Raw genomic sequence first — 13,785 nt, forward strand, 5'->3', positions numbered from 1 at the left:
AGACTGATCGGAACAAGACAGCCTTTCATAGACTTATAGAAAGGAACCATATCCTTGACTCTTTTCACATTGTTCTACAATCAGTCAATATTCTTGCCGCTAACAATCAGCAACGTGTGTAAAAAAATACCCCGGGACACTTGCCCTATTGCATTTCCGGGCAATCCGTGCGACATTTGCTCTATCGGGCCCGCTGGCCCAGGAGAATCGATTATGAATGAAATTCCATTGCATCCGGCTATTGTGCATATTCCCGTCGGACTGGCCATGCTCATGCCGGCCGTCTTCATTGGCCTTTATGTTTTCATCAAGAAAGAGAAGCTGCCTGCAGCCGCCTTCTTGATCGCCGTCCTTCTGCAGACGGTTCTTGTCGTTTCGGCCATCGCCTCGCTTCGCACGGGTGAGGCTGAAGAGGATCGTATTGAAGAGGCCGGCATCACCGTGCCGCATGAGGCCATCGAAGAGCATGAAGATCTGGCGAAGATGATGACGGGCGCTGCGTTAGCCACGCTGCTTCTCTCGGGCGCTTCCCTGAAGAAAAGCCGCTTCAGCGGTGGATTGCAGATCGGCGCCATCGCCCTGTCGTTCGCCGTAACAGGACTTGCCATTACAGCCGGCCATCATGGAGGCAAGCTCATCTATGTCTATGGTGCGGCAGGCCAGGGGCCGTTTGCCGAGCAGCCGGCGAACATACAGACCGACGAGCACCATAGCGGCGAAAGCGATCACTGAGGGGCCCTCACTAACTTTTTCAATGAATCGGTCTCATCGCCAGGGGCCCAATTGGTGGTCCGGCAGTGGGCCGATTCTGAGCCATTGAAGGCTCTATTTCCAGCAAACAGGTTAACAACGCAACCCTGTCAGGGCGGCAGGCTCAACTGTCATCTGGAGTTTCCACTCCGTCACGGTTTTGGTTGACCCAACGAAAAATATCTCTATCAATTCGACCGTTCCGGGACCTTCCGTTTATATGAACGAACAGACTCGCGTTGATTGGGAGCCTTACTACCGGTCACGCTCCACTTTACTCATTCCGGAATCCTATTTTAAGAGATATTTCTGGCGAAGCCCCTACATTAAGGTCGGGCATCTGGCTCTTGGCGCGTACCTTTCCATACTCATGAACGATCCACAGCTTGAATACAAGCTGAGCTGCCTTGAAAGGACCGGTAAGTGGAAGAAGCAGTATCAGGAAGAAGGGCAGGATTTGTGCCGGGTGAATTTTTATCCGGATGACCGGGATTGGGGGCGGCTGTCGGCGATTTCGAATGCTACTGGGTATTCTCGCTGCTATATTTTTGTGTACTTAATGCTGATCGCAATGGGGGTGATATCTCTGGACGATGGAGGAACTTCACCGGTTTGGGTGAAGGGGCACTGGAATCCTGAAGTCTTTTGTTCAATTTGTGTCGATGCAGTCACCAGAAAACTCACGAGAATCCTGCAAACATAGCATCCCGCGCACGCACCAATAAAAAAGCCGCCCTTTCACGGGCGGCCTCTCTTCATCGTCTAACGCTTCGGTTGATCGCGGTCGCCGCGATTTTCATTGCGGTCGCCGCGATCGCCGCGGCCACGATTGCCACGGAAGTGGTCGCGGCGTCCGCCGCCCTTCTGCTGTTGCGCACGGCGCTCCTCTTCGCGAGGATCTTCGTGCACCTGGCCTGTTGCCTTGGTGAAGATCATCTTGCCCGCCGCCGTCTGAATGATCGACGTTACGTTTACGGTGATGTGCTTGCCGAGCAGCGCTCGTCCGTTCTCCACGACGACCATCGTGCCGTCTTCGAGATAGCCGATGCCCTGATTCTCGTCTTTGCCTTCTTTGATGACCTCGATCTGAATGTCTTCGCCAGGAAGAACGATCGGCTTGAGAGCGTTCGTAAGGCTGTTCAGGTTCAGAACTTCGACTCCCTGCAATTCGGCGACCTTGTTCAGGTTGAAGTCGTTGGTGATGAGCTTGCCGCCCGTTTCACGTGACAGCTTCACAAGCTTGGCGTCGACCTCACGCGTATCGGTGTAATCGATGTAGCTGATCTTCACTTTGATGTTATCGAGCTGCTGCAGTTTGTTCAGCATCTCAAGGCCGCGGCGTCCGCGATTGCGCTTGATCGGATCGGGCGAATCGCTGATCAGCTGGATCTCACGCAGAACGAAGTTCGGAATGATAAACGGCCCTTCCATGAAATTCGTCTGGGCGATATCGAGGATGCGTCCGTCGATGATGACCGACGTATCGAGGATCTTCTCGGTCGTCCCCGATACTTCGTCGTCATGGCGGAAGCCGCCGATCAGGCGCAGGCCCGGCGAGTGTGCGAGAAAGATCCCCACATAGACGCAAAAGGCAAATGGAACGACATAAACGATGGGGCGATACGGACGCGGAAGTTGCAATGCATCGGCGATCTGGCCGAGAAAGAAGGCGGCCATCAGGCCGAAAAGAAGGCCGGTGGCCACATACACAAGGCCGTCGGCGGTCAGTCCTTTGAAAATCGTTTCTGTGTTGAAGAAAACAAAGGCGATGATCAGAGCAACGGTTCCGTTCACAATCACGGAAATCAGCGATCCCTCAGAAAGAGGTAGGGCTATCGCAGCAGCCACAAGTCCGGCAAGAACCGGACCAAGAATACGGTACAGAGATTTCATAACTCACTCTCTATAGAATAGATTGAGCTATGGACTTCTTCTCAGACGGCGGGCGATCAGGACAGGATATCAGAAATAAGGTTACCGGCCTCTTCCTGCGTGATGCCTTTTGCTATGGCAATCTCGCTGGTGATGAGGTTATAGGCCGATTCATATAGCCTTTTTTCCATCAGGGAAAGTTCTTTATCTCGCGCTCTTTTGTAAAGATTCCGGCAGACCTCTGCTACGGAATAGATGGAACCGGACTTTATTTTATTCAGATTATTCTGATAGCGGATTTTCCAGTCCTCTTCCGTGTCCACTTCGTCCTTTTGCAGTAAGTTCGTAACCTTCTTTACATCGGTTTTCTTGATAATGGCACGGATTCCGGTCTCCTTCGCCTTATTGACCGGAATAACGACCTTCATCTTATTACTCTGGATTTCAAGAATATAACAGAGCGTTTTGTTTCCCAGGATGGTCTGTTTCTGAATGCCTGTCACTCTACCGACGCCATGCATCGGATAAACAATGTAATCGCCCTCAGCGAAACCGGTCTCTTCAACCGACTCCTTTTTAACCTTCTGCACAGCAGCCGGTTTGGGAGCAGTTTTCGGAGCGGATTTAGGAGCCGATTTTTTCTTGGCTTTCGTCTGAGGCATAAGTAGTCCAGGATAGCTCGCAAACAACGAAAACTTAGCGACAGAATCCGACAAGGCTTTTTTCGATTTGACCGAATTTCCCGCTCTCGAACCGTCGTTTCAGGGGATTGATCTGAATGTCAATTCCCCGAAACGAAGATCCGGCGGCCGAAAAGGCCCGGAATCCAGGAGAAACGCATGAAAGAAGTTTACGTGTTCGATGCGGTACGTACGCCCCGCGGAAAAGGGAAGAAACGCGGCGTACTGGCGCATGTTCATCCGGTTGACCTTGCAGCCGTCCCCCTGAAGGCCCTTCCTCAGAGAAACAATCTCGATCCGTCTGCCGTTGAAGACGTGATCCTCGGTTGCGTCTCTCAGGTCGGGGAACAGGGAGCCTGCATCGCTCGCAATGCCGTTCTGGCCGCGAAATGGCCTGAAAACGTTCCCGGCTATGTTCTGAACCGCTTTTGTGGATCTGGCCTGCAGGCCATTCAGAATGCGACCGGTATGATCGGCTCGGGTCAGATGGATCTCGTCGTCGCCGGCGGCGTCGAATCGATGAGCCGCGTCAAGATGGGAGCCGATATTGAAGGCCTTGACTTTGCCGTCGGTAACGAGGTATTAAAGAACGACTACGCCCTCGTACCGCAGGGCATCTCGGCCGATCTTATCGCCACGAAGTATAACATCAGCCGCGAAGAAGTGGACCGCTACGCCGAACAGAGCCAGCAGTTCGCCGATGTCGCCATCAAAGAGGGCCGCTTCAAGAACAGCATCGTTGCCGTAAAAGGCCCGAACGGCGAAGACATCGTTCTCGACGAGCATCCGCGCATCGAAAGCGACTACGCCTTCCTCTCGGGACTCGGCGCCATCTTCAAGACGATCGGCGAAAAGGAACTCGATGCCATCGCCCTGCGACGTTATCCGGAACTGAAGGCTATCCAGCATGTACACACCCTGGGTAACGCGTCGGGCGTCGTCGACGGATCGGGCATCGTCCTTCTCGGATCAGAAGAGGCGGCGAAGCAGCATAACCTGAAGCCCCGCGCACGCATCGTCGCCACGGCCGTCGCCGGCACCGAACCGACGATCATGCTCACCGGACCCGTTCCGGCATCGCAGAAGGCGCTTGCAAAGGCCGGTCTCAAGGCCGACGACATCGACCTGTGGGAGATCAACGAGGCCTTCTCTGCCGTCGTAATCTTCGCTATGCGCGAACTGGGCATCCCCCGCGAAAAGGTAAACGTAAACGGCGGTGCGATCGCTCTCGGCCATCCGCTTGGTGGAACGGGCGCCATCCTGCTCGGCACGATCGTCGACGAACTCGAACGTCGCAAGGCTCGCTACGGTCTTGTAACGCTCTGCATCGGCGGAGGCATGGGCGTCGCCACGATCGTCGAGCGTATCGGATAACGCTGGCTTTCGTTGCGCTCCGGCGCCGTTTTAGCAAAGGCGGAGGCAATGCTTCCGCCTTTTTTTGACCTGTAAGGCTATGCAGCGGCAGATCAAAAGTCATTTGACGGGGTCCTTGCCCTGTAAAGTGTTCAGTGATGCTCTCTGCGCCGCCTGTCTATCGGAACTCCAGAATCAGAATCTTTATCCTGTTTCTCAATCTCATTTTTGTCTTCTTATCTGTAGTCCTTCTCTCCTCTTCCTGCACGAAGTCCGGCGATGCGCCGCAAGCGTTCTCGGTAAACGACGGCACTATCGACCTTACCCAATGGAATCCCGAGCGCGACGGAGCAGTACCGCTCAAAGGTGAGTGGAAGTTCTTCTGGAACACACTGCTGCCCGCAAATGAACCGCTGCCCGAAGACGGCTTTATTCTCGCCCCACCGACGATCTGGAACGGACTGCAAACTGTCGATCCGCGAGAAAACCCGGAAGGCCAGAAATTGAACGGAGAAGGATACGCCTCCTACGCGGTCACAATCCGGCCACCGGCTTCCGTGGCTATACTGGCAATCAAGATTCCCGACGCCGGTTCGTCGATGACCGTCATAGCAAACGGCGAAACGGTATATACGGCAGGCAGGGTCGGCACTTCAGAGGATTCTTTCACGCCCTACTACCGTCCCGGTACGGTGGATCTCATCGTTTCTCCAGGAAAGGACATCGACCTTCGCTTTCAGGTGGCTAACTTTGTCGATCGTCACGGCGGGATTCAGGGAGAGGTTCTGGTCGGCACGCCCGCTCAGATCGATGCCGTCGTGCGGCGCAATATCGTTTATGAGATGTTCCTGTTCGGCAGCATTCTCATCATCGGGTTCTATCATTTCGGATTATACATCCTCAGAAAACAGGATTCCAGTCCGTTCTGGTTCGGGCTCTTCTGTATCGACATCGCTCTGCGCACGATTCTGATGGGCGAGAGGCTCTTTCAGACGGCCTTCCCCGGCCTGCCGTGGATCGTCACCAATCGCCTTGAGTTCTTCACCGGTTATCTCTCCATTCCGCTCTTTTTAACGTTTCTTTATTCGCTGTATCCGCAGGAGGTGAAGCTGCGCGTCGTTCAGGCCTTCTGGTTGATTGCAGCGGCCTTTCTTGCCGTCGTCAGCTTCACGCATCCAACTTTCTATACCGAGAGCCTGCCCTACTATGAGGTCGTGATCGTCGCCGGCATCGCACTGGTCGTCGCCACGATGGGCCTGGCCGCACGTCGTCGACGACCGGGCGCCATTCAGGCGCTTGGCGGCATTCTCTTTCTCGGCGGATGCGTCGTACTTGATCTTCTGAGATTGGAGCAGATCTTCACAATAGAGCTGTTCACGACGCTCACGCCGCTCGGCCTTTTCGTCTTTATCCTGTCGAAATCCTACATCATATCGGAACGATTCTCGCGAGCCTACCGTACGGCCGAACAGTTAGCCGATGAGATGAAAGAATTGAACTCGGCTTACAGTAAATTCTTTCCCGAGGAGTTTCTGAGACTGCTTGCGAGAGGAAACATCACGGAAATCGGCCTCGGCGATCATCGCAGCATGGAAATGACCGTACTCTTTTCTGACATCCGATCGTTTACGGAACTGTCGGAGTCGATGACGCCCGAACAGAACTTTCACTTTTTGAATTCGCTTCTCGGCGAAGCGGGGCCGATCATACGAAAGCATGATGGCTTCGTCGACAAATACATCGGCGATTCGATCATGGCCCTGTTTCCGGGTAGCCCCGATCATGCTCTTGACGCCGCCGTCGAGATTCAAGCGAAGGTGCGACAGTTTAACCAGGAGCGCATCGACGCCGGCCTTGAACCCATCGACGTCGGCATCGGCATTCATTTCGGTCCGATGATTCTCGGAACGATCGGCGAAAACGAACGCATGCAGGGCACCGTCATCTCAGATGCGGTAAATCTCGCCTCTCGTATCGAAGGGTTAACCAGAGCCTACCATTCGACCATCCTGATAACGGGCGAGCTTCTTGACAGGCTCGAACAGCGCGAACGCTTTCATTTCAGAGAAATCGACATCGTTCGCGTAAAAGGCAAAAAGAACGCCGTGCGTCTCATCGAGGTTCTGGACGGTTTTTCGCCGGCGCAGAGAGAGCTTCACGAGAAACATGCCGATGCCTTTCATCGTGCCATAGAGAGCTTCCGTTCCGGGGATTTTACGTCCGCTCAGGCGCAGTTTGAAACGATTCTTTCGGACGACCCGGACGACGGTGTGGCCAGGATCTACAGCCGGCGTTGCCAGCGTCTCGTTGAAAAGGGTATTCCCGAAAACTGGGAGGGGATCACCGAGCTGCGATACAAATGAAGCTGCGTTCCCGACTCGCCCCTTCGCCCACCGGAGAGATGCATACAGGCCATCTGCTGCATCTGATTCACGTATTCGGCATCGCTCGAAAGACGTCGGCCGACATCGTCTATCGCATGGAAGACCATGATCGATTGCGCTGCCGACCTGAATTTGCCGAACAATGGAAGAGCGACCTGCGCTGGCTGGGCTTCACGACAGGCAATGAGCAGTGGTCGGTGCAGAGTGAACATGCGGAACGTTATACACGGCTGCTTGAGCGTCTGCGCGAGGCCGGGCTTGTTTATGCCTGTAGCTGCTCGCGAAAAATGATCGAGCAGCGCCGGGCTGCGACGAGAATCGTCGGCGACGAAGCAGGCTCCGGCGCCGGCTATGATGGATTCTGCCGCAACCGAGGCCTTCCCTTTTCGGATCAAAGTGGCGTCCGTCTGCAATTGAATGCCGAATCGCAGGGATTTGTAGATCTGCGCCTCGGCAAGCAAACGTGTGTTACGGATCAGGCAGATCCGCTTTTGCGCGATAACCGCGGGCTTTTCACGTACCAGTTCTGCGTCGTCGCCGATGACATTGTCGAGGATGTGAACCTCATTATCCGCGGAGAAGACCTGCTCGAATCGACGGCCCAGCAATTACAGATGCGCCGACTGTTCGCCCCTCTGCTCGGTAAAGAGCTCCAGGACATCGTCTTTTATCATCATCCGCTTCTCTATGACGAAAGCGGTCGTAAGCTCAGCAAGACGCATCAGAGCCTGCATCTTCGCGCGATGCGTGCCGCAGGCGAAAAAAGGCCCGAGCAATTGCTCGGGCATGCAGCACGGCTGGCAGGGTTAACAACCTCTGAGGTTCTTCATGCAGACGAATGCGCGAAGCTGTTTCAAAACATCAACTTATAGATATGCACGGTTTCAAACCGTCAATCGCTATGCCCATCGAACCACTGCGCCGTCTCTTCCCACAGGTCTTTCTTGCGATTCGGCTTTAAGAAGCCGAAGTGTCCGATCTCGTCGGTTTTAAGGTCTCGCGGATGAATGTGGCGATGATTGAGCTTCAGTGTACGAAAGCGCCGCAGTAGCGAGGCCGACGAGTTGGTCGGAGCATACTCGTCATCCTCGAAGCTGAAGGCCAGCGTAGGCCGATCGTACTGCGCCGCATACTTCGCCGGATGTTCAAGACTCTCATCTTCGATGAAGCCGCTATAGCGACATACCTTCGCCCAGTCAAGGGCTACGTTAGGCGGAAGCGTTTCGCCGTACCATCCCTTTCCTTTCAGCAAAGCGCCGTTCTTTTTCACATGGCGAGGAAGCGTCCACAGCCAGGTAAACAGCATCTTGAAACGCGTCAGACCCGAATAATGCTTCCAGTATCCGTCGGGCACAGCGAGGAAAACCATCGAACGGATCTTCTCGGACTGCGGAAGAAAGGCCATCAGCCATCCGCCTCCGGAATGCCCCATGAGATGATACGATGGGTAACGCTCTTCGATCCATTTCTGCACGCCGGCGATATCGTAGGTCGCCCAGGAATGCATCGGATCAAGCACCTTCTCGGGGCCCGGACCGGCTGATCCGCCCATGCCGCGATAATCGAACGTCAGGACCGGATAACCCTTCTGCGCCAGAAAACGAGCATAGAAGGCGTAAAAGGCACGCTTCACCCCGAAAGCGGGATTGATCAGCACCGGGGGGCGATCCCTTCCGTTTTCGGGGTGGTAGAGCGTTGCCGAGAGAGCAAATCCGTCTTTTGCGGCGATCGTGAATTCTTCGAGGCGCTTTTGCGCTACTTCTGCCATAAACTCCTCCATATAGAAGCGGTCCTCTACAGAACCGCTCAGTCATCGAGAATCCGGCCTGCCGCCCCTGAAGGCAGTAGACCGTTCGGTCTATTTAGATTAACAAAAAGTAGTCCGATCGGTCTACTCTTTTTCTTTCCTTTTCCAGAAAATCGTGTAGAATAGAATGCCGGAGTAAGCCATGAAACACGAAAAGCAGAATCCCCGAGAACGCATCCTTGACAGCGCCTTTCATCTGTTCCGGGATCAGGGCTATGCCGAAACGGGTATCTCTGAGATTCTGACCGAGGCCGGCGCTTACAAAAAAAGCCTTTACGACCATTTCACCTCGAAAGAGGACCTGGCCGTCGAATACCTGGCCAGCCTCACTCACAGCCACGCCGATCTGATCGAGCGAGTCGCCGCCACAAGCGAGGATCTCGAACGCTTCACCGATCGTTGGGTCGACCTCGTGCGCCGATCGCTGAAACACAGCAAGCGGCAGGATTGTCCGATCGGACTCTTTGCGGGGGAGGTTGCCTCGATTCCCGAGATGCGTCCGCATGTTCTTGAGACGATCGATCGGTTAATCCGGACGATGCAACGAAGCGTCCAGCAGATTATACCGCTTCCCGATGCCGAGGCCGAAAACCTGGCCCGTCGCGTCTTCGTCGCCTTTCAGGGAGGCATGCGTCTTTTCTATCTTACAGGCGAGGAGCGTTACCTGACGCTGATGCGCGAAGAACTCAAGCATATCGCTCGATCGGTGCCGGTCGTGAAGAGTTAGGGCATTTCCTATGCACACCCTCATTACCGGCCGACTTCCAGACATTCTACTCGCCCCCTGCATTGTAGAACTCCGAACCCAAAACCGGGACGTTAATATTGATACCTTTCGGGCCTGGTTGTTTAATTCCGGAATAAAGTATACTGGCTTTGAAACTACAGAAACAAGCATTCACCGAGCTCCTATTAAAGCTATCGTTGCTTTTTCAAACAAGGATGACGCCAACCGCCTGATTGAGCACGCGGAAAAAACCAGAAAGGGTAACCTGGTCTGGTCTGACATCATTATCCCTCCGGTTCTAAAAATTCAGGCTCCTCAGATAAGATCGCAATCCTATTCGGGCGGCCATGAAAGCTATGCCTCTCTGACCGTTGCCTTTTCTCCGGCGGAACGGCCAGATGGATTCGAGTTTGAATTTGAATCAAAAGCCTTACGCGAAGAACGTGGAATCGAAAACAACGAAAACTGGTGGTCTGCCGACCTGGCTAGTTCCCTGGCAAAGAAGACAGCCGATCATCTTATTCATCGCTTTGCAGCTTCTGGAAGGCCAGAGAGCATTCGGATTCAAATTCAAGAGATCCTTTACCGGGAAACATTTCGCTGGGAATGGGGTGCCTATTATTGTTTAGAGCAGTGCCTCACTGAGATGCTAAAAGATCTCAACATAACTGCACGAGAAGCACAGTGAGGGCCGTAATTACAATCCTGCTCGCGCTGACAGTACCTGTTATGAGGTGCGCTTCTTCAGCGACGCAGATTATAGAAACACATACAGACGGCACCGTCGAACAGTACGACCTGACAGGCGCAATCGGCCAGGAGCACGCTATTCCCTGTATCTATGATGATCATGCAAAATGTCGTGCTTATTTCTTTCCGCTGGAAATCCATCAGCCTTTTCCCTGGACCGTATATATCAACCTTGCTCCAGAGGACAGAGTCCTCACTGTCATTGTCGGCAGCGGCGGTGACGGTCTTCTTGTGCGCGGAAATCGAGCCGAGGGCGGAATGCTGTCACAGAAAGCCCATGTCACCTGGGGACCGGATAGCGTCGAAGCATACTCCAGTACGCTTCATTTTCGCGCCGAAGGAATTCATAAAGGCAGTCCGTTAGCGTTATGGTTCCATCATGGAGACAAGCCGTGCGCTGACATCAAGCTCTGCACGGATCGAGTAGAACTCTACCCTCAAAGATCGCCGCAGGAGATGCGGATCTATCGGTTCGGGAATGACAGGACGAACTTTAGTCTTAACCCTTCTAATTATTCTCTTATGCAGAGATGCCTGTTTTGAATATGCGGCTAACGATCTTCATGGTCCTTCTGTCGGCATGTACGCCGTTCAAGAAGCAAGATTCCTGCGCACTACCAGAGAAATCCGAGCCGGGGCAGAAGTTGCTGCTGATTCCGTTCAGCTGTGAAAGAAACAGCGCTACACAATCAGATTTTTCCATTTCTGTATGCCCGCGTGTCGAACTTGCCGATAATCGTCAGGCTGTTGTGCATCTCGCTCTCTATCCGGTGCCAGTTGCGACTGCGCATCAGGCCACTTATCACAGCCCGGCTCCTGAAACAATAGAGATAGAGTTCCCCTACTCCACTCCGAACTACAATCTGTGCTTCGGTGGCTGCTTCCACGTAGAGTCCGATCTTTCGGGCAGGGCGTATCGGAATTGTGAACTACAGTGCAAGAGGCAGTTGTTATCCGATTACGGCAAAGTCACAGCAACGTTTCCTGTGAAAATGGTATTACGTGTCGGCCCGGAGGAGGCGCAGATTACTTCATTAGAAGGAATAGATCCTGATCCGGTTCCCGAAAAGCGAAAATACGAATTCAAGAACCCGTTCGAAGGTCCGCTGGTGTGCAAGAGGGTCTTAGAGGTTGAATAACTCCGTCGAGATACGATGAGGACAGGCTTAGTGCCGGGCCGTTCCATTCAGACCTAAGACACTTCAGAGGCTGTAGCAGTCCGCCCTGCCCCATTACCCAGCATTTTCTTGACCGTTTCACATCGCCTGCTAAACAAGAATGAACAAGTGGGTCTGTCGGCTGATTCGGCTTACTCGCACATAGAACAAACCATGGCCAGCATACTGAGAATTCGATCGCTCCCTTTTTTCGCTCCCATGACCGTACTGGCCGTTTCGTGTGTTGCAAGCCTGGCCCTGATCGAAGCCCGACAGATATTCTTTCAGAAGTATCAGTACCGCTTTCTTGTCTGGAATCTCTTCCTTGCCATCATTCCGCTGGGCATCGCCTATGTGGCTTTTGTTTACTATGAGTTACGGCGTCGCAGGATGGACGTTCTTTTTCTTCTGCTTCTTATTACCTGGCTGCTTTTCTTCCCCAACGCTCCCTATATCGTAACGGATTTCGTTCATCTAAAGGCGAAGAAAGGCGTTCCGATCTGGTTTGATATCGTCCTTCTTTACTCCTTTTCATGGAACGGCTTGCTGGCCGGCCTTTTCTCGCTGCGCATCATGCATCTTGTAATCAGTGACCGATTGAATCGCTTCATCGGATGGCTCTTTGTCCTCGCTGTACTGCCGCTTGCTTCTTTCGGCATCTACCTCGGCCGATTTCAGCGCTGGAATTCCTGGGATGTGGTCGAAAATCCAAGAAGCTTGCTGGTCGACTCCCTGAAACTTTTACAGACGTCTCCCTCTGATTTTCATATGGCCTCGATTCTGGGCTTGACCTCTCTTGGCCTGTTTCTTGGCTACGTGATGCTTGTTTCTGTTGCAACAATGCGATACGACAAGGGTGAGCCATGAACGGCATTGTTTTTCAGAAAAAGACGAAGCTCTGACTGTTATATGTGTACGTACCAGAAACGGACACAACCAAACCCCATGCACCAAACAAAAACATTCAAATCGAAGGACGGCCTGTTGATTACGGCCGATTTATATAAAGTAAAAGACGCGAAGGGCCTGATACTGCTCTGCCACAGATCTCACTGCAACAGGGCGGAGTATCGTGAGACGGCGCCTTTTTTCAACGAGCTGGGTTATTCATGCCTTGCCATCGACCAGAGATCGGGCATGAACATATTCAAAGAGGTCAATCAAACATCGACGCTGGCCAAGCAGAAAGGGCTCCCTACGGGCTACCTTGATGCGCGGCAGGATATTGAGGCCGCCGTCGATTATGCCTGCAACAAACTGAATCAGGGCAAACCGATCATCCTGCTTGGCAGCTCCTACTCGGCGGCCCTTGCGCTGCTCATTTCATTACAATCCGACAGAATACAAGCCCTGATGCTATTCAGTCCGGGAGAGCATCTGAAAGGCATCCGGCTGGCCGACGAGATCAAAGCGTTGAAGACGCCCTGCTTTGCCACTGCCGCCCAAAAGGAATTCGAAGAGATGAAGAGCCTATTCCGGCATTGTGACGCAAAGCATCTGAACCTCTACAAGCCCGCTCAAGAGGGCTTTCATGGATCGAAATGCATGTGGCAGGGCGTTCCCGGATTTCAGGGCTACAGAGAGGCGGCCGCTCGCTTCTTGAGTTCGCTCGAATCACAGGCCGTCTAAATCGAGTAAAAGCTCTTGACCGTTTTCGGCTCCGATTACGATCGCAACGAAGAAACCGAGCAACCCCTCTGGAGCCCGCTATGAAACAAAAGAAAGGCAACGCCCTTAACGCAACCCAAACTTCCGAACTGATGAAAATCCTCAAAGCACGCTTTGAAAAGAATATGGCCCGCCATAAAGGCCTTGAATGGGCGACGGTGCTCGGTCGGCTTGAAAAGAATCCCGAGAAGCTCTGGTCTTTGAACGAGATGGAACGCACGGGTGGCGAACCCGATGTCGTCGATTACGATAAAAAGACCGGCCAGCTCACGTTCTTCGATTGCTCGCCCGAAAGCCCGAAAGAGCGACGCAGCCTCTGCTACGACCGCAAGGCGCTTGACGATCGCAAAGAAGCAAAGCCCGCCGATTCCGCTCTTGATATGGCAGCTGCCATCGGTATCGATCTGTTAACCGAAGAACAGTACCGAATGCTTCAAACGCTCGGCGAGTTTGATCTGAAAACTTCGAGCTGGATCGTAACACCGGCGCCCATCCGCAAACTGGGCGGCGCCCTTTTCGGCGATCGCCGCTACGATCACGTCTTTATCTATCATAACGGCGCTTCGTCGTATTATGCGGCAAGAGGCTTCCGGGGTGCGTTGAGGGTATGATGAATAACGCTAATCCCATAACTCCG

Annotated in this window: 14 protein-coding genes; 11 read left to right on the forward strand and 3 right to left on the reverse strand. The window is 53.4% G+C overall.

Going from position 1 to position 13,785, the window contains the following annotated elements; translation table 11 throughout:
* Positions 1-213 precede the first annotated feature (213 nt).
* Together LEPIL_RS16045 and LEPIL_RS16050 are read left to right on the forward strand one after the other, a co-directional pair.
* Positions 214-732 carry a DUF2231 domain-containing protein gene (locus LEPIL_RS16045; RefSeq protein ID WP_002774011.1) on the forward strand — a complete coding sequence of 173 codons (519 nt, stop codon included), beginning with the start codon at positions 214-216 and terminating at the stop codon, positions 730-732.
* A 238-nt stretch (positions 733-970) separates the two neighbouring features.
* Entirely contained in the window at positions 971-1,453 is a 483-nt protein-coding gene (locus tag LEPIL_RS16050) for a DUF1564 family protein (RefSeq protein ID WP_002774014.1), read from the forward strand.
* 59 nt (positions 1,454-1,512) lie between these two features.
* On the opposite strand, the gene LEPIL_RS24125 is transcribed toward LEPIL_RS16050, so the two are convergent.
* The gene (locus LEPIL_RS24125; protein ID WP_002774018.1) at positions 1,513-2,643 is read right to left on the reverse strand and encodes a PIN/TRAM domain-containing protein; all 1,131 of its coding nucleotides are present in this window, start codon (positions 2,641-2,643) and stop codon (positions 1,513-1,515) included.
* Between the two features lie 56 nt (positions 2,644-2,699).
* On the reverse strand, positions 2,700-3,284 hold the full coding sequence (locus tag LEPIL_RS16060; protein ID WP_002774020.1) for a CarD family transcriptional regulator: 585 nt from the start codon (positions 3,282-3,284) through the stop codon (positions 2,700-2,702).
* Between the two features lie 177 nt (positions 3,285-3,461).
* Between LEPIL_RS16060 and LEPIL_RS16065 the strand changes: the two genes are divergently transcribed.
* The 3 genes from LEPIL_RS16065 (at position 3,462) to LEPIL_RS16075 (ending at position 7,911) form a co-directional block, all read left to right on the forward strand.
* Positions 3,462-4,676, forward strand: coding sequence for an acetyl-CoA C-acetyltransferase (locus LEPIL_RS16065; RefSeq protein WP_002774022.1), 1,215 nt, complete (start codon positions 3,462-3,464; stop codon positions 4,674-4,676).
* 137 nt (positions 4,677-4,813) lie between these two features.
* The gene (locus tag LEPIL_RS16070) at positions 4,814-7,018 is read left to right on the forward strand and encodes an adenylate/guanylate cyclase domain-containing protein (RefSeq protein WP_002774023.1); all 2,205 of its coding nucleotides are present in this window, start codon (positions 4,814-4,816) and stop codon (positions 7,016-7,018) included.
* Complete coding sequence (locus LEPIL_RS16075; RefSeq protein ID WP_002774024.1) at positions 7,015-7,911, forward strand: glutamate--tRNA ligase family protein; 897 nt, start codon at positions 7,015-7,017, stop codon at positions 7,909-7,911. The genes LEPIL_RS16070 and LEPIL_RS16075 overlap by 4 nt, the downstream gene beginning before the upstream one ends.
* A 20-nt stretch (positions 7,912-7,931) precedes the next feature.
* Here the strand turns inward: LEPIL_RS16075 and LEPIL_RS22450 are convergent, their stop codons facing one another.
* Positions 7,932-8,807: an alpha/beta hydrolase family protein gene (locus LEPIL_RS22450; RefSeq protein ID WP_002774025.1), complete on the reverse strand. Its 876-nt coding sequence runs from the start codon at positions 8,805-8,807 to the stop codon at positions 7,932-7,934.
* A 181-nt stretch (positions 8,808-8,988) separates the two neighbouring features.
* Here LEPIL_RS22450 and LEPIL_RS16085 point away from each other — a divergent pair, with 181 nt between their 5' ends.
* The 6 genes from LEPIL_RS16085 to LEPIL_RS16115 all read left to right on the forward strand — a co-directional run bounded on the left by LEPIL_RS16085 (position 8,989) and on the right by LEPIL_RS16115 (position 13,759).
* Positions 8,989-9,573, forward strand: a complete 585-nt coding sequence (locus LEPIL_RS16085) for a TetR/AcrR family transcriptional regulator (protein WP_002774026.1) — start codon at positions 8,989-8,991, stop codon at positions 9,571-9,573.
* A 10-nt stretch (positions 9,574-9,583) separates the two neighbouring features.
* Positions 9,584-10,261 (forward strand): hypothetical protein, encoded by a 678-nt coding sequence (locus LEPIL_RS16090; RefSeq protein WP_002774032.1) that lies wholly within the window; start codon positions 9,584-9,586, stop codon positions 10,259-10,261.
* A gap of 607 nt (positions 10,262-10,868) precedes the next feature.
* Positions 10,869-11,462: a hypothetical protein gene (locus tag LEPIL_RS16100; RefSeq protein ID WP_002774034.1), complete on the forward strand. Its 594-nt coding sequence runs from the start codon at positions 10,869-10,871 to the stop codon at positions 11,460-11,462.
* Between the two features lie 192 nt (positions 11,463-11,654).
* Positions 11,655-12,347: a DUF1361 domain-containing protein gene (locus tag LEPIL_RS16105; RefSeq protein ID WP_143464664.1), complete on the forward strand. Its 693-nt coding sequence runs from the start codon at positions 11,655-11,657 to the stop codon at positions 12,345-12,347.
* Between the two features lie 78 nt (positions 12,348-12,425).
* A complete protein-coding gene (locus LEPIL_RS22455) occupies positions 12,426-13,109 on the forward strand; it encodes an alpha/beta hydrolase (RefSeq protein ID WP_002774036.1) in 684 nt (227 codons plus the stop codon).
* Positions 13,110-13,189: 80 nt separating this feature from the next.
* Positions 13,190-13,759 (forward strand): DUF4256 domain-containing protein, encoded by a 570-nt coding sequence (locus tag LEPIL_RS16115; protein ID WP_002774037.1) that lies wholly within the window; start codon positions 13,190-13,192, stop codon positions 13,757-13,759.
* The last annotated feature ends 26 nt before the right edge of the window (positions 13,760-13,785 follow it).

Source organism: Leptonema illini DSM 21528, from assembly GCF_000243335.1.
Taxonomy (GTDB): Bacteria; Spirochaetota; Leptospiria; order Leptospirales; family Leptonemataceae; genus Leptonema; species Leptonema illini.

Coding starts and splice junctions, on each gene's coding strand:
- LEPIL_RS16100 (WP_002774034.1), top strand. CDS start 10,869: ATGCGGCTAACGATCTTCATGGTCCTTCTGTCGGCATGTACGCCGTTC.
- LEPIL_RS16065 (WP_002774022.1), top strand. CDS start 3,462: ATGAAAGAAGTTTACGTGTTCGATGCGGTACGTACGCCCCGCGGAAAA.
- LEPIL_RS16060 (WP_002774020.1), bottom strand. CDS start 3,284: ATGCCTCAGACGAAAGCCAAGAAAAAATCGGCTCCTAAATCCGCTCCG.
- LEPIL_RS16075 (WP_002774024.1), top strand. CDS start 7,015: ATGAAGCTGCGTTCCCGACTCGCCCCTTCGCCCACCGGAGAGATGCAT.
- LEPIL_RS22450 (WP_002774025.1), bottom strand. CDS start 8,807: ATGGCAGAAGTAGCGCAAAAGCGCCTCGAAGAATTCACGATCGCCGCA.
- LEPIL_RS16085 (WP_002774026.1), top strand. CDS start 8,989: ATGAAACACGAAAAGCAGAATCCCCGAGAACGCATCCTTGACAGCGCC.
- LEPIL_RS24125 (WP_002774018.1), bottom strand. CDS start 2,643: ATGAAATCTCTGTACCGTATTCTTGGTCCGGTTCTTGCCGGACTTGTG.
- LEPIL_RS16050 (WP_002774014.1), top strand. CDS start 971: ATGAACGAACAGACTCGCGTTGATTGGGAGCCTTACTACCGGTCACGC.
- LEPIL_RS16105 (WP_143464664.1), top strand. CDS start 11,655: ATGGCCAGCATACTGAGAATTCGATCGCTCCCTTTTTTCGCTCCCATG.
- LEPIL_RS16070 (WP_002774023.1), top strand. CDS start 4,814: ATGCTCTCTGCGCCGCCTGTCTATCGGAACTCCAGAATCAGAATCTTT.
- LEPIL_RS22455 (WP_002774036.1), top strand. CDS start 12,426: ATGCACCAAACAAAAACATTCAAATCGAAGGACGGCCTGTTGATTACG.
- LEPIL_RS16115 (WP_002774037.1), top strand. CDS start 13,190: ATGAAACAAAAGAAAGGCAACGCCCTTAACGCAACCCAAACTTCCGAA.
- LEPIL_RS16090 (WP_002774032.1), top strand. CDS start 9,584: ATGCACACCCTCATTACCGGCCGACTTCCAGACATTCTACTCGCCCCC.
- LEPIL_RS16045 (WP_002774011.1), top strand. CDS start 214: ATGAATGAAATTCCATTGCATCCGGCTATTGTGCATATTCCCGTCGGA.